Annotated in this window: 21 protein-coding genes; 5 read left to right on the plus strand and 16 right to left on the minus strand. The window is 65.4% G+C overall.

Annotated features, from left to right (window positions below; all coding sequences use genetic code 11):
* Positions 1 to 46: 46 nt before the first annotated feature.
* Positions 47 to 1,333: an amidohydrolase gene (locus tag OB916_RS00315; protein WP_315907283.1), complete on the minus strand. Its 1,287-nt coding sequence runs from the start codon at positions 1,331 to 1,333 to the stop codon at positions 47 to 49.
* Positions 1,334 to 1,432: 99 nt separating this feature from the next.
* On the opposite strand from OB916_RS00315, the gene hisG reads away from it, so the two are divergent.
* Positions 1,433 to 2,281 (plus strand): ATP phosphoribosyltransferase, encoded by an 849-nt coding sequence (gene hisG / locus OB916_RS00320; protein ID WP_315907284.1) that lies wholly within the window; start codon positions 1,433 to 1,435, stop codon positions 2,279 to 2,281.
* A 57-nt stretch (positions 2,282 to 2,338) separates the two neighbouring features.
* Here hisG and OB916_RS00325 read toward each other — a convergent pair whose 3' ends face one another.
* Together OB916_RS00325 and OB916_RS00330 are read right to left on the minus strand one after the other, a co-directional pair.
* Positions 2,339 to 2,989 carry a chemotaxis protein CheC gene (locus tag OB916_RS00325; protein WP_315907285.1) on the minus strand — a complete coding sequence of 217 codons (651 nt, stop codon included), beginning with the start codon at positions 2,987 to 2,989 and terminating at the stop codon, positions 2,339 to 2,341.
* 59 nt (positions 2,990 to 3,048) lie between these two features.
* Positions 3,049 to 3,843: a helix-turn-helix transcriptional regulator gene (locus OB916_RS00330; protein WP_315907286.1), complete on the minus strand. Its 795-nt coding sequence runs from the start codon at positions 3,841 to 3,843 to the stop codon at positions 3,049 to 3,051.
* Positions 3,844 to 4,124: 281 nt separating this feature from the next.
* Here OB916_RS00330 and OB916_RS00335 point away from each other — a divergent pair, with 281 nt between their 5' ends.
* Positions 4,125 to 5,087, plus strand: a complete 963-nt coding sequence (locus OB916_RS00335; protein WP_315907287.1) for a DMT family transporter — start codon at positions 4,125 to 4,127, stop codon at positions 5,085 to 5,087.
* A 104-nt stretch (positions 5,088 to 5,191) separates the two neighbouring features.
* Here OB916_RS00335 and eno read toward each other — a convergent pair whose 3' ends face one another.
* Positions 5,192 to 6,394 carry a phosphopyruvate hydratase gene (gene eno, locus OB916_RS00340; RefSeq protein ID WP_315907288.1) on the minus strand — a complete coding sequence of 401 codons (1,203 nt, stop codon included), beginning with the start codon at positions 6,392 to 6,394 and terminating at the stop codon, positions 5,192 to 5,194.
* A gap of 357 nt (positions 6,395 to 6,751) precedes the next feature.
* Here eno and OB916_RS00345 point away from each other — a divergent pair, with 357 nt between their 5' ends.
* Entirely contained in the window at positions 6,752 to 8,845 is a 2,094-nt protein-coding gene (locus OB916_RS00345) for a CDC48 family AAA ATPase (RefSeq protein ID WP_315907289.1), read from the plus strand.
* A gap of 141 nt (positions 8,846 to 8,986) precedes the next feature.
* A complete protein-coding gene (locus OB916_RS00350; RefSeq protein ID WP_315907290.1) occupies positions 8,987 to 11,050 on the plus strand; it encodes a glycoside hydrolase family 15 protein in 2,064 nt (687 codons plus the stop codon).
* Positions 11,051 to 11,260: 210 nt separating this feature from the next.
* On the opposite strand, the gene OB916_RS00355 is transcribed toward OB916_RS00350, so the two are convergent.
* From OB916_RS00355 to OB916_RS00380, 6 genes are all read right to left on the minus strand, one after another.
* On the minus strand, positions 11,261 to 12,070 hold the full coding sequence (locus tag OB916_RS00355; protein WP_315907291.1) for a carbon-nitrogen family hydrolase: 810 nt from the start codon (positions 12,068 to 12,070) through the stop codon (positions 11,261 to 11,263).
* The gene (locus tag OB916_RS00360; protein WP_315907292.1) at positions 12,067 to 12,501 is read right to left on the minus strand and encodes an SRPBCC family protein; all 435 of its coding nucleotides are present in this window, start codon (positions 12,499 to 12,501) and stop codon (positions 12,067 to 12,069) included. Before OB916_RS00360 ends, OB916_RS00355 begins: the two co-directional genes overlap by 4 nt.
* Before the next feature lie 36 nt (positions 12,502 to 12,537).
* The gene (locus OB916_RS00365; protein ID WP_229109426.1) at positions 12,538 to 12,762 is read right to left on the minus strand and encodes a DUF7123 family protein; all 225 of its coding nucleotides are present in this window, start codon (positions 12,760 to 12,762) and stop codon (positions 12,538 to 12,540) included.
* A 36-nt stretch (positions 12,763 to 12,798) separates the two neighbouring features.
* On the minus strand, positions 12,799 to 12,987 hold the full coding sequence (locus tag OB916_RS00370) for a DUF7525 family protein (protein ID WP_315907293.1): 189 nt from the start codon (positions 12,985 to 12,987) through the stop codon (positions 12,799 to 12,801).
* Between the two features lie 30 nt (positions 12,988 to 13,017).
* On the minus strand, positions 13,018 to 14,067 hold the full coding sequence (locus OB916_RS00375) for a phosphate uptake regulator PhoU (RefSeq protein ID WP_315907294.1): 1,050 nt from the start codon (positions 14,065 to 14,067) through the stop codon (positions 13,018 to 13,020).
* 138 nt (positions 14,068 to 14,205) lie between these two features.
* Complete coding sequence (locus tag OB916_RS00380) at positions 14,206 to 15,285, minus strand: ATP-NAD kinase family protein (RefSeq protein WP_315907295.1); 1,080 nt, start codon at positions 15,283 to 15,285, stop codon at positions 14,206 to 14,208.
* A gap of 122 nt (positions 15,286 to 15,407) precedes the next feature.
* Here OB916_RS00380 and OB916_RS00385 point away from each other — a divergent pair, with 122 nt between their 5' ends.
* Entirely contained in the window at positions 15,408 to 15,530 is a 123-nt protein-coding gene (locus OB916_RS00385; RefSeq protein WP_315907296.1) for a hypothetical protein, read from the plus strand.
* Here OB916_RS00385 and OB916_RS00390 read toward each other — a convergent pair.
* The 6 genes from OB916_RS00390 to OB916_RS00415 form a co-directional block, all read right to left on the minus strand.
* Positions 15,518 to 16,219 carry a competence/damage-inducible protein A gene (locus OB916_RS00390; protein WP_315907297.1) on the minus strand — a complete coding sequence of 234 codons (702 nt, stop codon included), beginning with the start codon at positions 16,217 to 16,219 and terminating at the stop codon, positions 15,518 to 15,520. The two genes, OB916_RS00385 and OB916_RS00390, sit on opposite strands and share 13 nt — an antisense overlap.
* 66 nt (positions 16,220 to 16,285) lie before the next feature.
* On the minus strand, positions 16,286 to 17,044 hold the full coding sequence (locus tag OB916_RS00395) for a DUF5803 family protein (RefSeq protein ID WP_315907298.1): 759 nt from the start codon (positions 17,042 to 17,044) through the stop codon (positions 16,286 to 16,288).
* A gap of 73 nt (positions 17,045 to 17,117) precedes the next feature.
* Positions 17,118 to 17,789 (minus strand): DUF2110 family protein, encoded by a 672-nt coding sequence (locus OB916_RS00400; RefSeq protein WP_315907299.1) that lies wholly within the window; start codon positions 17,787 to 17,789, stop codon positions 17,118 to 17,120.
* Positions 17,789 to 18,325: a transcription factor E gene (gene tfe / locus OB916_RS00405; protein WP_315907300.1), complete on the minus strand. Its 537-nt coding sequence runs from the start codon at positions 18,323 to 18,325 to the stop codon at positions 17,789 to 17,791. Before tfe ends, OB916_RS00400 begins: the two co-directional genes overlap by 1 nt.
* A gap of 69 nt (positions 18,326 to 18,394) precedes the next feature.
* The gene (locus OB916_RS00410; RefSeq protein ID WP_315907301.1) at positions 18,395 to 23,266 is read right to left on the minus strand and encodes a glucodextranase DOMON-like domain-containing protein; all 4,872 of its coding nucleotides are present in this window, start codon (positions 23,264 to 23,266) and stop codon (positions 18,395 to 18,397) included.
* A 147-nt stretch (positions 23,267 to 23,413) separates the two neighbouring features.
* Positions 23,414 to 25,672 (minus strand): glucodextranase DOMON-like domain-containing protein, encoded by a 2,259-nt coding sequence (locus OB916_RS00415; RefSeq protein WP_315907302.1) that lies wholly within the window; start codon positions 25,670 to 25,672, stop codon positions 23,414 to 23,416.
* Positions 25,673 to 25,712 lie beyond the last annotated feature (40 nt).

The following is a 25,712-nucleotide window of genomic DNA, read 5'->3' on the forward strand; positions in this document are numbered from 1 at the left end:
AAGCGTTTTCGGAAAATAGGTATATCTGGTAATATCCCCTAGTATCCTACTCGGCACGTTCGACAAGCGCACTCGCGCGCTCGCTCGCCCGTTCCCGGACGGCCCGTTCGTCGAACACCTGGACGTCGCGATCGCGCATCAACACCTGCCCGTCACAGACGGTGTGTCGGACGTCACTCCCGCGGGCAGCGTATGTGAGGTGGCTCACGAGATCGTGAGCGGGGGTCAGGTGCGGGGCGTCGAGATCGATCACGGCCAGGTCGGCGTTCGCCCCTCGCTCTATTCGCCCGGAGTCGAATCCGAGAATCTCGGCACTGCCGCGGGTCGCCATCTCGACGACGCTTTCGGCGTCGACCGCGCTGGCGTCGTCGGCCGCGAGTTTGCCGAGCATCGCGGCGTCGCGCATCTCGTCGAACATATCAAGATCGTTGTTCGAGGCCGCGCCGTCGGTGCCGAGCCCGACCGGCACGCCCGCATCGAGCAAGTCCTGGACGGGTGCCATCCCGGAGGCGAGCTTCATGTTCGAGGCTGGGCAGTGGACCACGCCCGTGCCCCGGTCGGCAAGCAACTCGATCTCGCTGCCGTCGAGGTGGACGCCGTGTGCGAGGTAGTCACCCGGTTCGAGCAGTCCCAGACGGGCAGCGTATTCCAGCGGCCGCTCGCCGTGTTCGTCGACGATCGGATCGACCTCGTCAGTCGTCTCGTTGGCATGGAGGTGGACCGGTACGTCCGCTTCACGGGCTTGTGGCACGAACTCCCGGTAGTACTCTGCACCGACAGTCGTCAGCGAGTGGGGCATGAACGCGGTTCGAATCCGTCCGTCGGCCGCACCGTCGTACTCGCGAGCGAACGCGAGACCGTCGCGCATCTCCTCGCGAGCGGCGTCGTCGTCCTTTCCGACTGTGATCGCTCCGTACCCCAGCCGCGCGCGCATGCCGGCCGACTCGACGGTCTCGACGACCTCCGGCATGAAGAAGTACATGTCGTTCAGGGCGGTCGTCCCCGATTTGAGCATCTCGATCAGTCCCAGTTCCGTGCCGACGCGGACGTCCTCGGCGGTGAGTTCGGCCTCGACCGGCCAGATGTCCTCTTGCAGCCACGCGTCCAGCGGTTTGTCGTCGGCGTAGCCGCGAAGCAGCGTCATCGCGACGTGGGTGTGGGCGTTGACGAGCCCGGGAATGACGAGTCCGCCCGACGCGTCGAGTTCGTCGTCGCCGGAGAGATCACCCACGTCGACGATCTCGCCGCTGTCCTGATCGAGCAGTACGTCCGCACGCTCGACTGAGTGGTCCGGGAGCAAGACCTGACCGCCCGAAACGAGGAGTTCGCTCATAGCCGTTCGTTCGTCGGGGGAGGCTTTGACCGTTGGGTTCGTCGCTCGCCGACGCCGCCGGAGGGAAAAGCAATTGCCCTCCCGTCTCTACGTTCCGGTATGCGCATCGCCGTGCCCAACAAGGGCCGCCTGCACGAGCCGAGCGTTGAGTTGCTCGAACGCGCGGGACTGCACGTCGTCGACGGGGCCGACCGCAAACTCCACGCCGAGACTGTCGATCCCGAGGTGACGATTCTGTTCGCCCGCGCCGCCGACATCCCCGAGTACGTCTCCGACGGCGCCGCCGACGTGGGCATCACCGGCTTCGATCAGGTCGTCGAAGCCCAGCGGGAGAACCTCGTCGAACTGCTCGACCTCGAGTTCGGCCGCTGCAAGCTCGTCCTCGCTGCGCCCGAAGACGGCGATATCGACGCCGTTTCTAACCTCGACGGCGGGAGAATCGCGACCGAGTTCCCGAACGTCACCCGAGAGTTCCTCGACGAGCAAGGAGTCGACGCCGATATCACCGAGGTCTCGGGTGCGACCGAACTCACGCCGCACGTCGACATCGCCGACGCCATCGTCGACATCACCTCGACTGGAACGACTCTGCGGATGAACCGCCTTTCGGTCGTCGCCGATGTTCTCGAATCGTCGGTGCGGCTGTTCGCCCGCGAAGACGTTCGTGCCGACGAGAAAGTCCAGCAGATCGAGACGGCACTGGGTTCGGTGCTGTCCGCCGAGGGGAAACGCTATCTCATGATGAACGTCCCCACGGACGCACTCGACGAGGTCGAAGAAGTGCTCCCCGGCATGGGCGGACCGACCGTGATGGACATCGCCGGAAAGGAAGACGTCGCCGTCCACGCCGTCGTGGACGACAGCGAGGTCTTCGAGACGATCAACGCGCTGAAATCGGTCGGAGCCAGTGACATCCTCGTGACCGAGATCGAGCGTCTCGTCGAGTGACGGCTCCCGCACCGACGATCGGCCACTCGACGACGTCCGTCGACGCGGCGGTCTCTGTCACTCGACGATGTCGGTCGATGCCGTCGTATCTGCCTGAACGTCGGTGTCGAGGTCGATATCCTGGATGAGTTCGACCAGCTCCCGCAGGCGGGGAAACGTGTACGCGGTGAGTTCGACGTTCGTGTCTTCGGCGACGATGTCCGAGTCGACGACGAAGACTATGTCCTCGTCGGGCCAGCCGCCCATCTCGTCGACGATGTCGCTGGCGGGCCCGTACACGAACGACGGCGTCGAGATGTCGATCGTCGTGTCGAGGACGTTCGCCCACCCGTCGATGTAGCCGGAGGTCATGATGTTGCCGATCTCTTGCATGGCCGATCGCTCCATATCGGTGAACAGGCCGTCAGCGGGCTCCCCGCCGCCCATGTCGCCGACGAGTTGCCCGACGAGTTGCTTGCTGTCGCGGGGCTCCAGCAGGAAGAGCACGTATCCGTGGGGCGGATCGACCAGTTCGACGAAGATGCCGACCTGTTTCTGGGAACCGAGATGCGTTCTGACGTCCTCGATGTCGAGAAAGTTGATCTTCGAGACCTCGATCCCGGCGTCGAGTCCGGCCATCTGGTTGAGGTGTTCGGTGACCGTCTCCGAGCCCTCCCTGGCCATCTTGTTGAACAGATCCAGCTTCCGCACGTCGACTCGAAGGCTCATACCGACTACTCCGACTGCAGGATTGTAATACTGCCGCCCGGTCTACGGGCGGGGCGGGATCACGGGCGCAGGTCGTCGGCCTCGAGTCGCCTGGCCGTCCGCCAGTAGTGATCGAACGTGTCGCTCGCCCACGAGCGGACGGCCTCGTCGTCGGTGTCGATCGACGCGCGCAGGACGCCGGTTTCGTCGCGCAAGAGCATGTGAACCGTGTCGTCGGCGATGGTGACCGCGAGCGGGATCCCCTCTTCCCGGACGTGAATTTCGGTGTCCGGCGCGTCGAGCAGCGACAGCAGCCGATCGCGAAGGTCGGGATCGTCCGCCAGCGCCTCGATCGCGTTCCGCGAGAGCACGCCCGAGAACGCCAGTTCGCCGTCGCTCGCTCGCCGTTCGACGACTGTCAGGTTCTGCTCGTTGAACGCGTGCGAGAACGCCTTGACTTCGCTGGCTCTGCCGACGAGATCGAGCAGGCGCTGGACGGGCGCGTTCGGCCGCGTCTGAGTGGGCGTCGTGATCGTCGCGTCCGCGAGATGGCGCAGATCGAAGTCCATCGCGTGCGTGGGGAGATACCGCACCAGGCCCCGGAGTTCACACTCCGTTTCGAGGATTTCGAGGAGGTCGGTCAGTCCCCGGGCGACGAGTTTGCCGGTCGCGGTGGCGACGTACTCGCTGCCGTCCTTGCGGACCCACGACCGCTCCTGGAAATCGCCGAGGATCCGCCCGAGCGTCGCCTGCGACGCGTCCGTCTCGGCTTCGAGGTCGCGCCGTGTCCGGCGCTGTTCTGCCAGCGCCGTCAGCACCTCCACGCGGTTCTCCGAGCGTGCGAGGAATTCGATCTCTTCCAGCACCGAGTCCATATCCGTTGGTCTGTCTACGGAGCAAAAACGCTGTCCGTTCCGACAGTGATCGCGCCGTTCGTGTTCTCCCTTCGCTGTACCTGCTCAGCTTTTCCTCTCGGCCCGTATCCCACTTCAGTCCGTGCAATCGTTGCACGCCGCGTTCGTCCTTGCAACCCCTGCGGTGGCTGCACAGAATCGGCCGATTCAGCCCCGTGAAAGCCTTTCTGAAGCCATCTATGGGGTTCCAGCACGTCTAGATAGATATGATCTCAGTCTCAGTTTCGGAGGTGTCGCGCTGAATGGTCGGCCGCCGCACGCTCGCGCTATTTGCCGCCGCAAGTCTGCTGTTCGGCGGAACCTTTGTCGCCGCGAAGGCCGGACTGGCGTACTTTCCGCCGCTTCTGTTCGTCGCCTTTCGGTTCGACATCGCCGCGCTCGCGCTGGCCGCGTTCGCCATCGCGACGATTCCGCGGTCGGAACTCGTCCCGCGAACCCGCGGGGATCTGCTCGGTATCGTCGCGACGGGCGCGTTCGTGATCGGACTGGCCAACGCGCTGCTGTTCGTCGGCCAGCAGTACGCGACCAGCGCAGTCGGGGCGATCGTCTTCGGACTCAACCCGATCCTGACGCCCGTGTTCGCCGCCGTCCTGCTGTCCGACGAACGCCTCTCGGCCCGCGGTGCGGCCGGGATGGCGCTCGGACTGCTCGGGGTCGTCCTCGTGGTCGATCCCGATCCGGCGACGCTGCTCGCTGGCGGGGTCGGCAAGCTCCTCATCCTCGTCGGGGCCGCCAGCGGCGCGCTCGGGACGGTGCTCGTCCGGCGGGCGGACGCGACGCTCTCCAGCACGGCCCGGACCGCCTGGGGGCTGCCGCTGGCCGCGCTGCTCACCCACGGGATGAGCCTGGCCGCCGGCGAGTCCGCGTCGACGGTCGTCTGGTCGAGCGAAGCGCTGATCGCGCTCGGGTACGTCGGAATCTTCGCCGGCGCGGTCGCCTACATCGCCTACTTCGGTCTCATCGACGCCACGGGCGCGATCAGGGCGAACCTGATCTTCTACGTCGTCCCCGTGGTCGCGACGCTGGGCGGCTGGCTCCTGCTGGGCGAGACGGTCTCGACGATGACGGTCGCCGGCTTCCTGACGATCTTCGCCGGGTTCGCACTACTGGGCAGTGAGTCGATCGCCGCCTGGTGGGGGTCCGTCAGGCCCACGTCCGCCGGCGGCGACAGCGAGTCGGTGTCGTTCCCATCGCGCGCGGACTGACCACAGTCACTCTGCTGTCGCAGGTGTAGCAGTCGCTCCGCTCGTTGCTCGGCACGAAAAATGTCGGCAGTTCGGAAACGACTCGTCGAGCGGCGTACCGTCGCTTAGACCTGCTCTTCGATGCGGATGAGTTCGTTCAGCTTGGCGGTGCGTTCGCCGGCGACAGTGCCGGTCTTGATGAAGTCAGCGGCGGTGCCCACGGCGAGGTGAGCGATCGTCGTGTCTTCGGTCTCACCGCTGCGGTGTGAGACTGCCGCCACGATGCCGTTCTCCGCACCGAGTTCGATCGCGTCGACGGCGTCCGAGAGCGTCCCGATCTGGTTGGGCTTGATCAGGATGCTGTTCGAGGAGCCCTTGTCGATACCTGTCTGCAGGCGTTCGACGTTGGTGACGTAGAGGTCGTCGCCACAGATGACTGTCTCGTCGCCGACTTCGTCGGTGAGCTTCGCGAACCCTTCGAAGTCGTTCTCGTCCATCGGGTCCTCGACGAACTCCAGATCGTACTCGCGGACCATCTCGGCGACGTACTCGATCTGCTCGTCAGTCGACTTGACGCCGTCGTCGTAGACGTAGCCACCCTCGTCCTCGTCGTAGAGCTCCGCGGCGGCCATGTCCATCCCGAAGCCGATCTCGAAGCCCAGCTTGTCACTGATCTCGCTGGTGGCCTGGTCGACGATCTCGAAGGCTTTGGCGTCGCCGATCGGCGGCGCCCAGGCACCCTCGTCGCCCTTGTTCGTCGGGATGTCCTCCTCGTTCAGCAGTTCCTTGATCCGTGCGTGGACCTTGGCGTTCGCGAAGACCGCCTCGGTGACGCTCGGTGCACCGACCGGCGCGGAGAGGAACTCCTGGATGTTCGTCGCTTCTTCGGCGTGTTCCCCCCCGCCGACGACGTTCCCGATCGGTGTCGGGAACTGATCGCCGCGGAAGGTTCCGCCCAGGTGCTGGAAGAGCGGGAGTCCGAGTTCGTCGGCACCGGCCTTGGCGGCGGCCATGCTGATCGCGACCGCGCTGTTGGCACCGATTCCTGAGAAGTCGTCGGTTCCGTCTACCTCGCGCAGCGTGTCGTCGACCGCGCGCTGGTCGGTCGCGTCGACCTCGCCGACGAGGGCGGGGACGGCTTCGGCTTCGGCCTTCTCGATGGCTTCCTCGGCCGGTAGTTCGAGCGCTTCGTGTTCGCCCGTGCTCGCACCGCTCGGGGCGGCACCGCGACCGAAACCACCGGCTTCGGTGGTGACTTCGGCTTCGACCGTGGCGTTACCTCGCGAGTCCAGTATCCGTCGGAGCGTGATGTCCGTGATGAGTGTCATCTGTGTTCGCCTCCGTTTGTCGCGTTGCCGTCGTCCGGCGGTCCGTCCTGGGACCGACCGGTGCACGTCGTCCGGCACCGGCGTCGCATCCGGGAGTACGGGAGCGGACTGCCCCAATCCGGGACGTGACCCACGTCCGTACTCCACCGGACCCGACGAGACGTTCCGGCACACCTACCTGGTTTACTCGCCTCCGAAGTAAGATTATCTATTTCGTTTTGATCGGTTCGTTTACTGTCATTACTTGTGGGCATACTTCGTTGGGTTATCCTTCCACGCGATCCTCTCGTCGATTCCGCAGAATGTTCGAGCCGGTCCAGTGAAACGCTCAAGGCCGTCGCCCCCGAACCCGCAGGCATGACAGGCGGCGACGGGGTGGAGTTGACAGTTGCGGGCGCGCGAAAACGCGACGCCGGTCGCGGGATCGCGCGCCTTCCCGAATCGGTGCGCAGCAAACTGGGCGTGTTGAGTGGTGACTCCATCGTCATCGATGGAGACCAGCAGACGGTCGCGAAGGTCTGGCCCGGCAACGGTGACGACGACGCCATCAGGATCGACGCCGACACCCGGGCGAACGCGGGCGCGACGATCGGCGACACCGTCCGCGTTCGCCCGGCGACGGTGTCTCACGCCCGCTCGGTCACGGCCCGGCCGACCGAGGATCTGGGCGAGTTCGGCGGCGAGTCAGTCGCACCGCTCGTCAAAGACGGGCTGCTCGACCGGCCGCTGCGCCAGGGTGAACAGTTCCACGTCGAGGGGGTCGGCGGGTTCGAGGTGCTCGATACCGAGCCTGGTGGATCGGTCCGGGTTGAGGACACGACCGACGTCACGGTCGCCCCGCGAGAGTCAGACGACGGCACGAGCGGCGACGAAGCAACGGCCGACGAATCCACCGACGACGCCGAGGCAGAATCGACGACCTACGAGGACATCGGCGGGCTGGACGACGAACTGGAGAAGGTGCGGGAGATGATCGAACTCCCGCTGTCGAGACCTGAAATCTTCCAGCGGCTCTCGATATCGCCGCCCAGCGGCGTCCTGCTGTACGGGCCGCCGGGCACTGGCAAGACGCTGATCGCCCGTGCGGTCGCCAACGAGGTCGACGCCTACTTCGACGTCATCTCCGGCCCCGAGATCGTCTCGAAGTACAAAGGCGAGAGCGAGGAGCGATTGCGCGAGGCGTTCGATCGGGCGACCGAGAACGCGCCCGCCATCCTGTTCATCGACGAAGTGGATTCGATCGCTGGTGCGCGAGACGACGACAGCGACATGGAGAACCGCGTGGTCGCCCAGCTGCTGACGCTGATGGACGGGCTGGAGGACCGCGGACGCGTGGTGGTCATCGGCGCGACCAATCGCGTGGACGCGGTCGATCCCGCACTGCGGCGTGGCGGCCGGTTCGATCGCGAGATCGAGATCGGCGTCCCGGGCGTCGAGGGGCGTCGAGAGATCCTCGACGTCCACACTCGCGGGATGCCGCTGGCCGACGACGTGAATCTCGATCGTCTGGCCGAACGAACCCATGGCTTCGTCGGCGCGGACATCGAGAGCCTGACGACCGAGGCCGCGATGCACGCGCTCCGGCGCGACGATGAACAGCCGACGGTCGGCCGCGAGGACTTCGAGTCGGCACTCGCGTCGGTCGACCCCTCCGCTATGCGGGAGTACGTCGCCGAATCGCCGAGCGTCGACTTCGACGACGTCGGCGGACTGGACGATGCCAAGGCGACGCTCGAACGGGCCGTCGAGTGGCCACTGCTGTACGGGCCGCTGTTCGAGGCTACCGATACCGAACCACCTAGCGGCGTCCTACTGCACGGGCCGCCGGGGACCGGGAAGACGTTGCTCGCGCGGGCCCTGGCCGGCGAAAGCGGCGTCAACTTCATCCACGTCAACGGCCCCGAACTCCTGGACCGGTACGTCGGCGAGTCCGAAGAGTCCGTCCGGGAGGTGTTCGACCGTGCCCGCCAGACCGCGCCGACGATCGTCTTCCTCGACGAGATCGACGCCATCGCGGGCAGGCGCGGCGACTCCAACGAGGTGACCGAGCGCGTCGTCTCCCAGTTGCTGACGGAACTGGACGGCGTCGCCGAGAACCCGAACCTCGTTGTCGTCGCCGCGACCAACCGCAAGGCCGCGATCGACGACGCGCTGTTGCGGCCCGGACGACTCGAGGAGCACATCGAGGTTCCCCTGCCCGACGCGGACGCCCGGCGGAAGATATTCGAAGTCCACACGCGGGACAAGCCTCTCGGTGAGGACGTCGATCTCGAAGAGCTAGTGACAAGGACAGAAGGGCACTCCGGCGCGGAGATCGAGGCACTGGTCCGAAAGGCCACGATAGCTGCCATCGACGACATCGTGTTCGCTCACGCACCCGAGGAGGCCAACGAGTACGCCGACGAAATATCGGTCACGGCCGCACATTTCGAGAACGCACTCGAAGAATGACCGTCTCCCCGGGAGGCGATCGAGACCTCGGTATGTCCGGGGAGGCGATCAAGGTCTCGTGTGCCACAGGTTTGCGCTCGGGCAGGCGGGACGCACGCCGGCCACAGCTATTTCACTCGCCCTCGCGTGTTACAGAGACACATGGAGCCTCCGATCGACTTTCAGGTACCCAGCGACAAGGACGCGATCGCGAGTACACCGGCGGGTGACGGCCAGGACGTGCTGGTGTCGGCCAATTGCTACGCTGCGAACCCCCGGGTCGACGCCGAGGGGGCGATCATCGAGGAGACGTCCGCGTTCCGCTCTGACGTCGAACTGTTCTACGACTACCATACGTTGCTGTGGGATCCCGAGCGCGAGCAGACACTGGACAACCGAGATGACGCCGTCGCGAGCGACGTCGACTGGGCGTCCAGCCGCGTCCCCGAGATCCATCTCGACAACGAGTTCGTCTTCGCCGATGGGATGGGTGTGACCCTCTCCCAGCGGGTCGTCGAGAGCGTCGATCGCTGCTCGATGACGATCCACAGCGAGGCCACCTTCGAGGAAGCCGGCGACCGGACGCTGTACACGTTGCTCAACTTCGGAATCAACGGCCACAGTCACGAGGATCCCAACGCCGTCCACGAGGCGCAGGCGCGGTGCACCCCCGACCACGACGTGATCGTGGCCGATGACGACGACCGCTTTCTGGCGATCGTTCAGGAACACGACGGAAAGCGGCGCTTCGACGGCTATCGGATCGGTCACGCTGGCGAGTCGACCGGCCGCGAGCGCAGCGCCTGGGCAGAGATCTACGAGGACAACAACGGCTGGCTCACCAATTCCACAGCAGGCGCGGGCGATCTGGACGGCGGGTTCGGCCTGTTCGTCGAGGACGTCGAGCGGGTCGAGTGGACGACCGCCATCGGCTTCGCCCACGACGCCGAGTCGGCTATCGATCACGCAGTCGCGGCTCTCGACGCCGGGTACGAGACCGATCGAGCGGCCTTCGCCGACGCCTGGGAATCCTGGCACGCGAGCGTCACAACTGCACCCACCGGCGAGGAAGCGGTCGACGATCGCTACGAGCGGTCGTTGACCGCTCTCCGGGCCGCTCGCGACAACTCCGGAGGGATGGTCGCCGGCGCGTTCAAGCCCAAGAACATGACCTACAGGTTTATCTGGCCGCGCGATCAGGTGATCATGATCCAGGCGCTGCTGGCGGCTGGCGCTGATCGGGAAGCTCGGGACGCCGTCGCGTGGCTGGATGACGTCCAGATCACCGGTGACGTGGTAGACGACCGCGGAATCGAACGTCACGGCACCTGGTGGCAGAACTACTATACGGACGGCTCGTCCCACTGGACTGCCCTCCAACTCGACCAGGTCGGCGGGCCGATCTACGCCCACTGGCTGACCTGGCAGGCGACCGGCGACGACGACGTCCTCGATGCACACTACGATATGTCTCGCCGTGCTGCGGAGTTCCTGCTGGGGTGGGACAACGGCTGGGGGTTTCCTGACGCTCATCAGGACCCCTGGGAAGAGACATGGGGCCACTCCACGGAGGGATCGGCGGCCGCCATCGCGGGCCTGCGGTGTATGGCCGAGCTGGCCGAGGCCCGGGGTGAGGACGAGTTCGCAGTCCGGTGTCGCAAGCAGGCTGACGTGTGGGCGGACAACTTCGAGACGTACTGCTACCGGACGGGGACGCCCTACGGAGACCACTTCGTGACTGCCGACAGACCGGAACACGGTGGCGACCCTGCACCCGACGCCCGGCCCGACGCGGCCGCGTTCATGGCCTACTGGCCGTGGAACGTCGTCGCTGCGGACGCCGACACGATGCGCTCGACGGTCGAACTGACCGAGGATCCGGCGTGGGTGGCCGAAGAGACGCCTTGCATCGGTCGCTATCCTGGTGACCGATACACGCCAACCGGCGGACCGGACGATGGCGGCTGGCCCCTGTGTGAAGCCTACGCCGACGTGGTCCGCTGGCAGAGCGGTCTCGATCCGGACGCGGTAACAACACATGTCCGCGAGCACGCCAGTGAGTGGACGACCACGGCAAACCTGCTCCCCGAGCGGGTCGCGAGTGACGGCACGGTCGACTGGAACTCGAACCTCCAGTGGAGTCAGGCGACGTACGTCTTGCTGGTCGAGAGCCACCTCCGCGGGGAGCCGTACGGGCTCGCTCCGGGACGGACCGATAGCTCGTGAGACTGCGCCTGACGAGAATGTAGCAAACGTGCCGAAGATGGGAGAGCGGACGAGGTGTGGGGTTGACCGGGAGTGGCCGTCCGGACGGCCGTAGCGGCGTGGCCGAGCAGCGAGGCGGGTCGAGTCTATGCCGGCGTTGACGAGAAAAGCGTCGTACCGGCATTCGCCTCTAGGGACCACCGGCTTATAAAAGACAGTGTCTCACTGCCCTCATCGGCGGTCGGCCAGAGCCGGGAACTCCGAGCGCACCTCGGCGATCCGTTCGGGAACGGCTTCCGCCGTCACGAGCGTCGGTTCGTCGCCGGAACTCGAGAGCCTGGTCCCCCAGGGGTCAAAGACCGTCGAACGACCGAGCAACTCGGCTTCCTCGAAGCGACCGACGCCGTTGGCGGCTGCGACGTACGCGAGGTTCTCGACGGCCCGCGCCCGGGGCAGTAGCTGCCAGTGCTCGACGCGGGGGTACGGCCACGCACTCGGGACGACTATCAGTTCTGCGCCGTCGGCCACGAGGTCACGGTACAGCTCCGGAAACCGGAGGTCGTAGCAGGTCGTCACGCCGATCGTCAGCTCACCGAGTTCGGCGACTGGAAGTCGCTCCCCGGGCGTCAGCAACTCCTGCTCGGCGGAGTCGTATCCGAACAGGTGATGCTTTCGATACACCAGTCGTCGCTGGCCGTCGGCGTCGAACAGCACGGCAGTGTTGGCCAGTCCTTCCTCGCTCGGAACCGTCACATCGGTCTCCGCGGCGGTTGCCTCCAGCTCTTCGACGATGGTTCCAGCGAGGACGGCGACGTTCTCCGCCGTTGCGACGGCCCTGATGCGTTCGAGCGTCGGGCCCCCCAGCGACTCGGCGCTGCGGGCATAGTCTCCGAAGGAGAAGTAACTGACCGTGAACAGTTCGGGCAGGACTACCAGTTCGGCACCGTCGTCGGCTGCCCGCTCTACTGCGTCAACGGCCCGCTCGAGGTTCGCGTCCGTGGCCGCCGGCTCGATCTCGATCTGTGCGAGTGTGAGTTTCATAGCCTGAGACCGAGATCCTCGAACAGGGCGTCTTCGAGGTTGTCGAACTCCGCTTCGAGGTTCCGCTTGAAGAAGCGTTCGACGCCCGGGACGCGTCCTTCGACGGTGAAGCGGTTGGTCAGTTGCGTCCCCTCTTCGGTTCGTTCGAGTTCGTGTTCGCCGGTGACGTGCATCACCTTCGAGCGGCCAGTAAACTTAACGTATTCTGGTGGGTCGCGTGTCACGTCCTCGGTCTCGACATTGATCGTCCGGTTGATCAGCGGGATCGGGAGCTTGATCTTCCAGGTCGCCTTGCGACCGTCATCGTCGTCGAGCTGGAAGTCAGTCACCACGCTGATCGGGCGAGCCCGTTTCTCGGGATCGACGATGAATGCCCAGACGCGCTCCGGCGGTGCCGGCACGGACACGACACGCTCGACCCGAATCGTCATACCCGGCCTACGGACCGCGGGAGCAAAAAAGGCCGCCTATCCTCGTGTGACTCGCCAGGTCGTCGATCGGGCGCGCCCCCACTTTTCGATGTCGACCTCATCGGCCTTCTCGGCGAGCTTCGGCAGGCGTACGCCGACCTGCTTCGCCGAGAGCCCGATCCCTTCGGCGATCTGTTTCGCCCGGAGATAGGCTTCGCCACCTGCGGCACGCTCGCGGACGTACTCCAGGATCCGCTGTTCTTCCTCGCTGAACTCGCCCATGCACGACGATACGTGCTGTACGGTAAAAATCGTTTGCTACTCGCCGTAGACGTGTAGCGCGCCGATCGCGATCGATCCCGCGATCACAGCGACGGCGAACCCTGTCGCCGCGAACACTTGATCGTCGACAGCGAGATACATCACTGCGGCACCGGCCAGTGCGAGTGTGCCGAACAACATACCGAGGCCGATCCCCATGTCCGAACTCCCGGCAGTTTCGCTCATGCCCTTCGATACCGGCAGTCGCTACTTAACTCATTCGCCGGTCGGCGTCCGGATCGTCGTGTGCTCGCTCTCCTCGTTGAGCGCGAGGTTCGTCGCGATCTCGGCGTTCCGGACGGCGTATTCGGCCGTCTGCTGGAGGCTGACGAGCACCTCTCTGATCTCGAGGAGGTCCGTGTTGCTCATCTCGGGCAGGTCCGCGAGGATGTTCTGGACGCAGTCCTCGACCTCCGCGTACTGCTTGCGGACCTCGATCGCGGCGTTGTAATCGCGCTCGACGGCGGCGTGAGCGGCCTGCTCGGTCATCTCGTTCACCTGATCGGTGAAATCGCGGATCCGCTTCATCGTCGAGGAATCGACCGTCAGCGAGTGGTCTTCGGCTCCCAGCGCGATCTCGGCGATGTCCTCGGCGTTGTCGGCAGTCAGTTCGAGGTTCTTCGCGATCGAGCGGTAGCCGATCAGCGGGAAGCCGTCCTCCAGTCCAACGGCCCGCGCGAGGTTGGGGTTCTGGTAAGCAGTGAAGATCAACCGGAGCATGAGCACGAAGATCTTGTTGGCCTGCCGCTCCCGGTTGAGCGCACGCTGTGCGAGGTCGGGGTTGCCGTGTGCGAGCGCCTTGATCCCCTCGTTGCGCATCGTCGATCCCGTCGATTCCAGGCGCTCGATGAGGTTGTCGAGCGTGAAGTCCTCGGCGTCGACCGAACACCGGATCGCGATCCGATCGGGCGTCTCCTCGATGACGCCTAGCCCCATCAGCTGGGTCTCGGCGTTGTAGACGGCGTTGATGTGCTCGCTGGACAGTGTCTCTCCCTCGCCAGCGTCGACGTGGATGATCCGCCGTCCGAGCACGTACTGGGCGACGATCGCCCGTTCCAGACTGTCGGCGTCCAGATCCGCGACGTGAATGACTGCTTCCGACTCCTCGGACTGGACGGACTCGGGCAGCACCGTCAGCGTTCCCTTGTCGCCGATCCGCAACGAGACCTCGTCGCCCTTCTCGACGCCCTGGTTCGTGGTCCATTCCGCCGGCAACGTCATCGCGAGCGTCGACGGCCCCAGTCGCTGTACTTTCCGGGTTTCCATATGCCCTTTATGATCGGCAGTATATCTTAACCTTGTGCATATACGTCCATATTTGGTCATTTGTCAACCCATGTCTATACATCTCGTATTGCGCGCACGGTGCGGGCTCCCCGGCGGTCGCAGCGTGTCGCTCCCTGACTAGACGATTTCCATGAGACGGCGCTCGAAGCGCCCGACGCGGACCCGTTGCCACCCGCGCAACTGCTCGTCCAGGTCGGCGTCTCCGGTATCGACCCGGAGCACGCCCAGCTGGTCGGCTTTCCGCCGTGACGCGACGATCTCGATCTCGCACTGGCGGATCACGGACGGCGAGAGCTGCTGGTTCCCGCGGCCGAAGACGAACCCCTGCCCGCCGATCGGCGAGACGACGATGACGTTGTCCTCGCCGAGCGCGTCGAGGATCTCGCTCTCGCGTGCGTCTTCGGCCAGTAATTCGCCGTCACGCCAGACGTCGACTCCCAGCGGCGCCCCCTCGAATCCGAGTTCCGTCTTGATCGCACCGACGGTGCCGCCGGGTCCGAGCACGTACGTAACGTCGGGCCGGACCTCTTCGGCGAACCCCTCGGCGACGGCCTCGACCGTCCCGCCAGCGAGTTGCTTGCTCGACTGGCGCTGTTGGGCCCGTGGGACGGTCACGACGGCGTGTAACTCCGAGCGGACCCGTCCGTCCCGGTAGGCGTCCTCGTCGATGTCGTTGACTTCGCCGTCCGTGACAGCCTCGAAGGTCGCGGCGACCCGCCCGGCGGCGCGTGGCGTCACGCCGAAGACCGACGAGTAGACCTTGACGCCCGCGGGCACGCCGAAGACTGGCACGTCCGCACCGTCGAGTGCTTCGGCGACGTCGACAGCCGTCCCGTCGCCGCCGACGAAAACGATCAGATCGACGTCACGGTCGAGAAGCGATCGGACGGCCGCGCGCGTGTCGGCGGCAGTCGTCTCGCCGATGTCGGCGTCGGGACCGGCTTCGGGCTCGCCGACGACCTCGGGATCGAACCCCGCATCGCGCGCCACGGATTCTCCCATGACGCCGGCATACGTCAGGAGCGCGATGTCGACGCCGGTCGCGGCCATCGCGTCGAGCGCTTCTCGCACGCGGTCGGGGGCACGTGGTCGGGCACCACGCTCCCGGGCCTGCTGCAGTCTATCGTCGGTGCCTTTCAGCCCGACGCGCCCGCCCATGCCGGCGATGGGATTGACGACGAACCCGATAGTGCGCATACTCGTACCACGGAGGCTCACCGGGAAAACGCCACGGTGTCCCACGGCGGGACAGCGCCCAGCCCGATCCCTTCAGGAGTAGGTCGCCGACATTTTTATACCTCGCTTGCGGAGTAGATGATATGCTCGTGCCACTCGCCGAAACAGCCGTCAACGGGGACGTGATCAATCTCGCCGGGGCGATCGTCGCCATCGGGGGGCTCGTGTTGACCTACGCCTGGCTGCAGGAACTCTATCTTGACTGACCGTCCGGCGCCTCGACGCGCTCGCGGAGCCACGACGCGGCGCTTTCGACGGTCGCGGCGTCGAAGCCGGTGATCTTCACCCTGACATCCTCGCCGGGATAGACGCCGACAGCGACGTCGAAGCGCTCGCGGAGGTCCTCGATCCGATCGAGCAGCGCGCTCTCCGGCTCGTCGGCAGTCACTGTCCTGGTGTGTTTGACCGTTCCGCTGAACTGCTCGGCGATCTCGCCGAACATCCCGCGCATCTCTTCGGGGACGCCGGGAAGCACGTAGATATTCTCGACGTGACAGCCCGGCGCAACCCCGACCGGGTTCGGGATGAACTCCCCGTCAGCAGGAATCTCGGCCGTCCCTTCCGTCAGGTCCTCGCGAGCGTACCCGCGCTGGGTTTCGATGTACTCCAGGGCCGCTTCGCTCGGTTCCATCGACTGGCCGACGGCCGCTGCGACCGCGTCCATCGTCACGTCGTCGTGCGTGGGCCCGATCCCCCCGGTGACTAACACGGTGTCATATTCAGCGCGGTACTCGTTGACGACCCGGGCGATGTCATCGACGCGATCCGGCACGACGGTGACGCGTTCGACGTCGACGCCCCGATCCGTTAGCTGGCGGGCGAGCCACGCAGCGTTCGTGTTGACGGTGTCGCCGACAAGCAACTCGTCGCCGACAGACACCAGCGCGACGCGCATGCTCGACCGTTGTGGTCTCGACAGCAAAGGCGTGTCGCCCGATGGCCATCTCGATCGGGCCGGAACCTACCGACCCATCCCCGGCGGTGGCCCTTCGTCGCGCAGGTCGTCGTCTTCGTCCTCGACGTCGAGTCCCACTTCTTCGCGCCGGTCCTGCAGCGTGCGGATCTGGAACCAGTAGTAGAGCCCGCCACCGAGTCCGACGAGTGCGAGCAGCGCGAACAGACCGCCGAACAGCCACAGATCGCGCTCGAGATAGTACTCGACCGCCAGCTCGTCGCTATCGATGTCGTCCCAGGTGATGTGGACCCGCCCGTCGATCGTCTCGGTCTCGTAGCCGCCGGGAGAGACGTTCGAGAGGATCGGCACGCCGACGTCTGTCTTCGGCGGGAGTACGACCTCGTAGCTGCCGTCGACGAACGTCGCCGTCTGCACGGTCTTGCCACTCTGCTCGACGGTGTACGCGAGTTTACCGGTGCGATTGGGGAGTTCCAGCCGGATCCGCTCGGCGTTTCTCGACACCTCGAACGCTTCGGCGTCGACGACCGTCCCGTCGGGATAGCGGAACTGCAACGCCCTGATCGGGAGCGGTTCGCGGTTGTTGAACATGTCCCGCTGGTGGAGTGACAGCGTCGATGTGTTGTGGATCTCATAGACGGCAGTGTAGCTGTCCCCGCCGATTCGGATCGTCCCGTTCGCAGTGGTGTCCCAGTCGTACTCGGCGTCTTCCTGTAACTGGTCGTCAGACGGGCCGGAGCCGCCGAGACAACCCGCCAGAACGACGAGGGCGCCGAGACCGAAGAGTGCGAGGAGCCGACGATTCATGATAGCTGTTGTAAGCCAATTCCGCGTCGGCTGTCACGCAGCAGGCGGTCGCACCGGTGCATAACGGTCACTATCATGGAACGACAGCGAGCAACTCCGCGGAGAGATACGACCCGATACTCGAGAGCAGCCCCGGCGGGTCGGTATCTTCCGTGCAGACGATACTCTGTTCAAGCAGTCCAAGCCGTTCGACGGTGACGATGTCCTGGGCGTGGCCGGCGCGGTTGACCGTCGCCCGGACTTCGGCCCGCGTGGCGCTGTTGACGTTGACCCGGCCGTTGCCGCGCGTCCACTCGTAGAGGCGATCGCGTTCCTCGTCTGCCAGTCGCGTCGGACCGTCTTCCTGGGGAACGAACCGTAGTGGGAGATGCTGGACGAGGCCGAACCGCGTCCGGATCTGCTCGGGCGATCCCGGTCCGAGACCAAGCTCGGAAGCCGGCACGTGGACCTCTCGGCCAGCGTCGAGATAGAACCCATCGTCGTCCCATCGTTCGAGCGTGCCGACGTGTCCCTCTCCTGGCGTGAGGTGTGGCGTAATCTCGCCGAACTCCTCGCGCAGGAGGTTTTGAGCGACCGTTTCGTCGTCTCCCTCGACTGTCACCGACGGGAAGTCGTCGTCGCGAACACCGACGTCGTAGGTCACGTCCAGCTCGCCCAGCAGGTTCTCGACCTGCGAGGTCAGCGAGTCGAGCGCTCGCTGGCGGGCGTCGCCGGCGACGTAACACTTGGTTGCAAGGATGACCATCAGGCTTGTACTTCCGAGTCGGGTTCGACGTTGAGTTCGTCGCGCAGCTGTTCGATCCGCTCTTCCATCGCTTCGAGCAACATCGTGTTCTCCATCGCGTCGAGCTGCGAGCCACATTCGGGACACTCGAAGCCGAAGTCCATCGCTTCGCCGAACTCGAAGCGGATCCCGCAGTTCTCACAGAGGTAGAACTCGTGTTCGAACTCGTATTCCCGACGTTCTTCGAGCCCTTCGAGCAACCGGTGCATCTCGTGTTCGAGTTGCTCCGGGACGTTATCGTAGTGGAACGTCCACAGATACGTCAGCCAGCCCGAATCCTCGTCGCGCAGTCGGCGGTAGCTCGCCAGGTCGTTCTCGTAGAGGATGAAAAGCGCTCGACGGACGTCGTTGAGTTCGAGTCCCAACTCCTCCGCCAGTTCCTCGTCCGTCACTTCGCCGTCCGGCGGCGCGGCGGCGACGGGCATCCCCTTCGGTCCGACGAGTTCGTGGAGGTACTTCTGTATGACCGGGTCCTCCAGGAGATCCTCAAAAGCCATTGTGCGTACCTGGGCCTGTGACGCGGTTAAGTCTTTAGCTTTTCCCGTGTCGAACAGGAAAAGCGCTGTCTACTCCTCGTCTTCGTCGCCGCCGAGTCGTCGCCTGGCCACGTAAGCGGTCCCGCCGGCAGCCCCGACCAGGCCGGTCACCACACCGAAGCCGGGTCCGAAGCCGTCGCCCTCTTCCGTTTCGGTTTCGGTCGTGGTCGTTCCGTCACCGTCGCCCGTGCTGCGGACGGTAATCGTGACGGAGTCGGTGGCGGTCTTGCCCTGGCCATCGTCGACGGTCAGTTCGAAGACGAGGCCGGTGTCTTCCTCGACCTCCGGGACCTTGAACGCTGCACCGATGCTGTCCGCGCCGGTGAGTTCGACGTCGGGACCGGTGGTCTGCTCCCACTGGTAGGAGAGCGTCCCGCCGTTGGGGTCTTCGGAACTGACCGCCTGCAGCGAGACCATCTCGCCCGGATCGACCGTCCGATCCTCGCCGGCGTCGGCGATCGGCGCGTCGTTTGCCGACTGTGGACGGACGGTGACGGTCGCGGTCGCCGTCGCGCTGTTGCTGTCCGGATCGGTGACGGCGAGTTCGAACTCCAGTTCGGTCTCTTCGTCGACGTCCGGCGCGGTGAAGGTCGGCTGGACCGCGGCCGCGTCAGACAGATCGACGTCCGGGCCGGCGATCTGAACCCATTCGTAGGTCAGCTCCTGGCCCTCCGGATCGCTCGAACCGGATCCGTCAAGTTCGACGTCGGTCGACGCAAATACCGTCCGATCGGCGCTGGCGACGGCCATCGGCTGACCCGGCTCGCCTTCGATCTTCGGCACGTACGGGAGCTTTGCCTGCTGGTCTGGCGAGTACTCGAGGGCCTCCGACTGGGTGGTGCCTTCGGGTGTGATCATGTCGATGACCCCGGGGTCGTTCGTTCCGGTGCCGCCGCCGAACTCCCACTTGCCGCCGTCTTCCGAGACCGCTCTGACGGCCCCGGTCCCGTAGTTGTCGTGTCCGAGGATGAGCGGCATAAAGTGGTGATCGGCGAGATCGCGCTCGAATGCGTCGCCCGGCATGTCGAATGCGATCGCACCGAGATCGGGGTGGGCCTGCGCCTCGACGTCCTGTGTGATAGTCTCGCCGTCGCCCGCGACGACGCTTCGCAGACTGTAGCCGTCGACAACGACCCGATAGTGATACGGTCGGCTGAACGCCACGTTGACGCCCTCGCGCGCTTCCGTTCCGGACGGGAGGTCTGTCGCGTTCGGATCGTGGATGTACACCTGGAAGTTGTGTAGGGAGAATCCATCGCTGCCGCTCCAGGGATTGGTGATCGGGCCGTTCAGGTAGTAGACGAACCGATACCTGTCTCCGACCTCATACAGTTCGACTTTCGTGATGTCATAGACGTCCGCTGGAATGTCCTCGGCGGTCGGATAGGTATAACTGCCCGGACCGTGGTCGTCGCCGACCTCGTCGTCCCAGCTGTGGAGGAGGGTCCCGGAGAAGCCCGCAAGAGAGAGGTACGGCAGCGCGTCGCCGGACTCCAGGACGTCGCTCTGGGACGCTCCTTCGGGAACGAGCATGTCGATGACTGCCGGATCGTCGTCCGTCGTGCCACCGCCGAACTGCATCTCCGTCGCCGCTGGTCTGACCTGACGGACGCGACCCGGCCCTTCGGGGTCGAATCCGAAGGCCAGCGGCGCGATCTCGGCGCTATCGATCTCGCCGCCGAGAGCCGATTTCGGGACCGAGAACGCGATCGTGTCCATCGACCGGTAGGCCCCGACGGTCACGTCGTCGGTGACGACCTCGCCGGCGGCGTTCTCGACCACGCTGTGGCCCTCGTACCCTTCGATTTTGATCCGGTAGTGATAGGGGTCGGCGAAGGCGACGTTCGTCCCTGGCCGTCCGTTCGTCGCCGTCGGCGCGTCGCTGGCGGGGTTGCGGACGTACAACTGCAGGTGCTGGGCCGAGAAGCCGTACTCGCCACTCCAGGGGTTGGTCAGATCGCCCGCGAAGCGGTACGCGAACCGGTAGCGATCGCCGTCATCGTAGACGGTCACCGACTCGACGTCGAGATCGCCTGCGGACATGTCCTCGTCGTCGGGGTACGTGTAGGATCCGGGGCCGTGGTCGTCGCCGACCTCGTCCTCGAACCGCTCGATGACCTCGCCGTCGAAGGGATCGCCCAGGACGACGTAGGGGATTTCTGCCAGATCCTCGCCCGGATCGAGTGCCTCGGCCTGTGTGATTCCCTCGGGGGCGATCATGTCGATCACCTGCGGGGCGTTCTCGCCGGATCGGCCACCGAACTGTCCCTCGTCTGCGGACTCGCCGACACCCATTACATTGCCCGGCGCGTCGGGATCGTAGCCGAGCAACAGCGGCGCGAGTTCGAGTTCGGTGGGGTCGCCCGGGATCGCGTGATCCGGAATGTCGATCCTGATCGAGTTCGTCGACGGACTCGCGAAGACCGATCCTTCGGCGACGGTCTCTCCTTCCGGCGTCTCGACGCGGGCTCCGTGCTCGCCGTCGGCGACGATCCGGCACTGGTAGGGGTCCGCGAGCAGCGCGTCAAGCCCCTCGCGGGCGAACTCACCGCCGTCCGGATCCGTCGGATCGCGGACGTACACCTGGACGTGCTGTGCGGAGAACCCGCCGTCGTAGCCGTCGGGGTTCTCCACGGGACCGTCGACCGTGAACCGGAGCTGATACTCGGTGTCGGTCTCGTGAATGTCGAGTCCCGTCAGATCGAACGCGCCCTCGGTGTAAGCGTCGCCAGTCGGGTAGGTGTAGCCGCCGGGGCCGTGGTCGTCGCCGACCTCGTCGTCGGTTCCTGCCAGATGCGGCCCCAGGCCGGACAGCGAGAGCGTCTCCAGAACAGCGACGGAGTCGACCTCGACGTGAGTCAGGCCGTCGTCGGACTCGATCCCGACGTCGGTTCCGGAGACGAGGTCGGTCGTCGAGACGGGACCGCGCAGGGCGACCGTTTCGGTCCCCTCGCCGAAGTGCAGGACGACCACGGCTTTCTGATCGCCGGCGTCGCGGCCGTAGGCGACGACCTGTTCGGAGTCGCTCTCGTAATACGCTCCGCGGAGGGCAGCGTCGTGCTGGAGTGCGGGCACCTCCTTGCGGGCGTCGACGAGCGACTTGTAGAACGCCAGGTGCTCGGCGTCGTACTCGTCCCAGTTCATGAACGACCGGAAGTGACCGCGTTCTTCCAGTCGGGGTTCGCTGTATTCGGCGATCGCGCGCTCTTGCCCGTAATAGAGCATCGGCACGCCGGGCAGCGTGAACGTCGCCGCGGCGGCGGCCCGCTCGGCCGTCTTCTCGGCGACGTCGAGATACCGGCTCATGTCGTGGGTCTCGACGTACTGCAGGAAGACCGTCCAGTCGGGGACGCCGCGCTGTTTTCGCTCGGTGGTCGCCTCCAGCACTCGCTCGGCGTTGACGCCACCCTGGCCGATCGCGCGGACGTTTTCGGCCAGCACCTCGTCGAAGTGCATGTCGAACTCGCCTTCGCTGAACCGCGCGTCGTAAGGGATCGCCTCGTCCAGCAGGAAGACGTCGCTGTCCTTGGCGCGGATCAACTGCCGGATTTCCTTCCAGAAGTCGTGGGGTACGCCGTAGGCGATGTCACACCGGAAGCCGTCGACGATGTCCGTCCAGAAGTCGACGGCTGCGAGGATGTGCTCGCGCATCGCGACCGACTGGTAGTTGATGTTCATCAGGTTCGTCCAGCCGAAGTAGTGGTTGGGGGTGCCGTCTTCGAGCCGTTCGAACCACTCGTAGTACTTCGAGTCCGTGCCGTTCGCGTCGGCGTCGGCGAAGAACGGGTGCTGGATGTCCGTGTGGTTGATCACCAGGTCGAAACAGACCTTGATGTCCTGCTCGTGGCAGGCGTCGACGAACGCCTCGTACTCTTCGACTGATCCCAGCGGGTCTGCGGTCTCGAAGTAGTTGGTCGTATCGTAGCCGTGGGGCCCACCCGCCGGATCGTCTTTGACGTGTGTCGACGCCTCGACGATCGGCGTGAGCCAGACGATATCGACGCCGAGATCGGCGAGGTAGTCGACCCGGTCCTGCAGGTACTGGAAGTCGACCTCGCCCGCTTCGGAGCCGAACGACCGCGTGAAAATCGTGTACATCACCGAATCGTGGATCCACTCCGGCGGGGTGTCGGGTCGTGCCGTCTCGCCAGCGTCGGCGTCGAGTTCGGCCGTCCCGATGATTCCAGGCTGGTCGTCAGCAGCGACGACGTGGACGCGTGCCGTCCCCTCGATCGCGTCGGCCGGTACGGTCGCGGTCGCACCTTCGACGGTCAGATCGTCCGCCGATAGCCCGTCGCGGTCGTCGGTGAGAAATTCGACGGTCAGTTCCGTCGGGGCGGTCCTGCTGTCCGGTGCAGGGGTCGCGTTGGCCTCGATCACGAACTCGCCGTCGCCGTATTCGCTGACGGGATCGACCCGAGGCGGGCCGGCTGCGCCGTCCGGCGGCTCCGGAAACACCCGGACTGTCAGCTGGTGCGTTCCGTCGGGCGCGTCGAGTGCCAGCGTGTACGTCCCGGGCACGTCGGGATCGAACTCCTCGACACCCGTTCCGTAGTCGTACTCCCCGGGATTCGAGTAGAACCCGGAGACGTCGCTGTCGTCTGGCGTGTCGACGACGCGCCAGGTGAACGCCTCGGACCCGTAGTTGTCGGGATCCCGTTCGGGTTCGGGAATCCGTGGGGCGAGCGTATTCCGCCCGTCGGGTGCCCCGTCACCTCTGTAATCCGGCGTGAGCGGATCGACGAGTTTCTCGCCGGCGTGCATCACGCGTGGTGGACCGGGGTGGTGGCTATCACCCACCGATCGCGTCGTTGCCAGTGACTGTGCACCTTCCGTAACTGCAGGCACGGCCGAAAACGTACCGAGGGTGGCCATGCCGCCAAGGTACTGTCGTCGTTTCATTCCCTGTGGGGGCTTCGCGCAGCGGCTGGCTCCGGGACCGCACCGGGAACCAACGGGAACTGCGTCGTAGCCCCTGGGTTAGCCGACGATTCTAATAAAAGTGTCCATCGATAGTGATGGACGGCCGGTGGAATAACGGAGCGTCCGTTACTCTTCGCCTTCGTCGCCGCCGAGACGGCGCTTGGCCGCGTAAGCGGCCCCGCCGGCAGCACCGACCAGACCGGTCACCGCACCGAAGCCGGGTCCGAAGCCGTCACCGGTGTCTTCTTCGGTCTCGGTTTCAGTTTCGGTTGGGGTCTCGGTCTCTTCGGGCCCGCGGACGGTGATCGTGACCGAGTCGGTCGCGGTCTTGCCCTGGCCGTCGTTGACGGTCAGTTCGAAGACGAAGTCGGTGTCTTCCTCGACTTCCGGCGCCTTGAATGCCGCGCCGATGCTGTCCGGACCGACGAGGTCGATGTCGGGGCCGGAGGTCTGCTCCCACTGATAGGAGAGCGTCCCGCCGTTGGGGTCCTCGGAGTTGACCGCCTGCAGCGAAACCATCTCGCCCGGATCGACCGTCTGGTTCTCGCCGGCGTCGGCGGTCGGCGCGTCGTTTGCCGACTGCGGGATGACCATCGCCGTCGTCGTGTCGGACGCCTCGTTCCCGTCCGGATCGCTAATCGTCAGCGTGAACTCCAGTTCGGTCTCTTCGTCGACGTCCGGCGCAGTGAACGTCGCCTCGGCCGCGCTCGGATCGGCGATTTCGGCTTCGGGACCGGAGGTCTGCTCCCACTGGTAGCTCAGCTCGACGCCCTCGGGACCGGAGGAGTTCGTGCCGTCGAGCGTGCCCTCCAGGGTCCCCCAGACTTCCCCGATCGGGGCCGCGACTGGCGACAGGGAGATGCTGACTTCTCCTGTGACCAGCGATTTCGTATCGAACAACGGTACCGTAGGCACCGAGTCAGCGCTGTAGGCCAGCGACTCTTCCTGTTTGACGACGTCTTCCGGCCCGACGAGTTCCATCGCCTTGGGCGCGTTCTCGACGGCGTCGGGGTTGGCACCGCCGATGGCCCACTCGCCGGCGTTCTCGCCGACGCTCTGGCGGATGCCACCCACGCCGAAGCCGTCCTGGCTGAACACCAGCATCGTCATCTTCAGGTCGTCGAGGGAGTCCGAGTCGAACGGCTCCTTGGGGATACTGAAGGAGATGGTGTTGTTCTCGGTGTCGCCGGAGGCGGGAATCCCCTCGGCGAGGACGTTGCCCTCGGCGTCTTCGACCACGCGCTGGCCGGTCATGACGTGTACGCGGTAGTGATACTCTTCTTGGAAGGTCGAGGTGACGCCCTCGCGGCCTTCGGCGGTCGCGGGCGCGTCGTCCGGCGCGTTCGTGTCGTGGATGTACAGCTGGAAGACCTGGACGCTGAACCCTTCGTCGCCGCCGAAGGAGTTCGGTACCGTCCCCATGTGGTTGGTGAACTCCCAGTGATCCGCCGTGCTCTGGAGTTCGACACCGGTGACGTCGAAACAGCCCTCAGGAAGCTGGTCATTCGTCGGATACGTGTACGTGCCCGGACCGTTATCGTCGCCTTCCGGATCGCTGATCGTGTCGCCAGCGATCAGATCGGCGACGCTGTACAGCGGGATCGAGGGCGCTGCGTCCGTGCTGTAGGAGAGCGCGTCCTCCTGGTCGACGATCGTCTCCGGCCCGACCAGATCCATCGCCTTGGGCGCGTTCTCGACGGCGTCGGGGTTGGCACCGCCGATGGCCCACTCGCCGGCGTTCTCGCCGACGCTCTGGCGGATGCCACCCACGCCGAAGCCGTCCTGGCTGAACACCAGCATCGTCATCTTCAGGTCGTCGAGGGAGTCCGAGTCGAACGGCTCCTTGGGGATACTGAAGGAGATGGTGTTGTTCTCGGTGTCGCCGGAGGCGGGAATCCCCTCGGCGAGGACGTTGCCCTCGGCGTCTTCGACCACGCGCTGGCCGGTCATGACGTGCACGCGGTAGTGATACTCTTCCTGGAAGGTCGAGGTGACGCCTTCGCGACCCTCCGAGGTCGAGGGTGCGTCGTCCGGCGCGTTGGGGTCCTGGATGTACAGCTGGAAGACCTGAACGCTGAACCCTTCGTCGCCGCCGAAGGAGTTCGGTACCGTTCCCATGTGGTTGGTGAACTCCCAGTGATCGCCGGTGTCTTCGACCTCGATGCCGGTGACGTCGAAACAGCCCTCAGGAAGCTGATCATTCGTCGGATACGTGTATGTGCCGGGTCCGTAGTCGTCGCCCTCCCGATCGCCGATTGTCATGGTGCCGTCAGTCTGGGCAGCCAGACTCGACAACCGGCCTGTGTCTGCTCCGACCGACTGGACGCCAAGTGCTGAAACGGCACCGATGCTTGCGACACTGCTGAGGTACTGTCTCCGTCTCATGACTAAAGATGATAATACGCGAAGAACAAAAACATCACGA

Source organism: Halapricum hydrolyticum, from assembly GCF_025517535.1.
GTDB lineage: Archaea > Halobacteriota > Halobacteria > Halobacteriales > Haloarculaceae > Halapricum > Halapricum hydrolyticum.

Bases quoted from the DNA above. Each gene is read 5' to 3' on its own strand.
- OB916_RS00335 (WP_315907287.1), top strand. From the start codon at position 4,125: ATGGTCGGCCGCCGCACGCTCGCGCTATTTGCCGCCGCAAGTCTGCTG.
- tfe (WP_315907300.1), bottom strand. From the start codon at position 18,325: ATGGCTTTTGAGGATCTCCTGGAGGACCCGGTCATACAGAAGTACCTC.
- OB916_RS00365 (WP_229109426.1), bottom strand. From the start codon at position 12,762: ATGGGCGAGTTCAGCGAGGAAGAACAGCGGATCCTGGAGTACGTCCGC.
- OB916_RS00325 (WP_315907285.1), bottom strand. From the start codon at position 2,989: ATGAGCCTTCGAGTCGACGTGCGGAAGCTGGATCTGTTCAACAAGATG.
- OB916_RS00345 (WP_315907289.1), top strand. From the start codon at position 6,752: ATGACAGGCGGCGACGGGGTGGAGTTGACAGTTGCGGGCGCGCGAAAA.
- OB916_RS00395 (WP_315907298.1), bottom strand. From the start codon at position 17,044: ATGAATCGTCGGCTCCTCGCACTCTTCGGTCTCGGCGCCCTCGTCGTT.
- OB916_RS00385 (WP_315907296.1), top strand. From the start codon at position 15,408: ATGCTCGTGCCACTCGCCGAAACAGCCGTCAACGGGGACGTGATCAAT.
- OB916_RS00370 (WP_315907293.1), bottom strand. From the start codon at position 12,987: ATGAGCGAAACTGCCGGGAGTTCGGACATGGGGATCGGCCTCGGTATG.
- OB916_RS00350 (WP_315907290.1), top strand. From the start codon at position 8,987: ATGGAGCCTCCGATCGACTTTCAGGTACCCAGCGACAAGGACGCGATC.
- OB916_RS00400 (WP_315907299.1), bottom strand. From the start codon at position 17,789: ATGGTCATCCTTGCAACCAAGTGTTACGTCGCCGGCGACGCCCGCCAG.
- OB916_RS00390 (WP_315907297.1), bottom strand. From the start codon at position 16,219: ATGCGCGTCGCGCTGGTGTCTGTCGGCGACGAGTTGCTTGTCGGCGAC.
- OB916_RS00375 (WP_315907294.1), bottom strand. From the start codon at position 14,067: ATGGAAACCCGGAAAGTACAGCGACTGGGGCCGTCGACGCTCGCGATG.
- OB916_RS00330 (WP_315907286.1), bottom strand. From the start codon at position 3,843: ATGGACTCGGTGCTGGAAGAGATCGAATTCCTCGCACGCTCGGAGAAC.
- OB916_RS00355 (WP_315907291.1), bottom strand. From the start codon at position 12,070: ATGAAACTCACACTCGCACAGATCGAGATCGAGCCGGCGGCCACGGAC.
- OB916_RS00315 (WP_315907283.1), bottom strand. From the start codon at position 1,333: ATGAGCGAACTCCTCGTTTCGGGCGGTCAGGTCTTGCTCCCGGACCAC.
- eno (WP_315907288.1), bottom strand. From the start codon at position 6,394: ATGACACTCATCACGGACATCACGCTCCGACGGATACTGGACTCGCGA.
- OB916_RS00410 (WP_315907301.1), bottom strand. From the start codon at position 23,266: ATGAAACGACGACAGTACCTTGGCGGCATGGCCACCCTCGGTACGTTT.
- hisG (WP_315907284.1), top strand. From the start codon at position 1,433: ATGCGCATCGCCGTGCCCAACAAGGGCCGCCTGCACGAGCCGAGCGTT.
- OB916_RS00380 (WP_315907295.1), bottom strand. From the start codon at position 15,285: ATGCGCACTATCGGGTTCGTCGTCAATCCCATCGCCGGCATGGGCGGG.
- OB916_RS00360 (WP_315907292.1), bottom strand. From the start codon at position 12,501: ATGACGATTCGGGTCGAGCGTGTCGTGTCCGTGCCGGCACCGCCGGAG.
- OB916_RS00415 (WP_315907302.1), bottom strand. From the start codon at position 25,672: ATGAGACGGAGACAGTACCTCAGCAGTGTCGCAAGCATCGGTGCCGTT.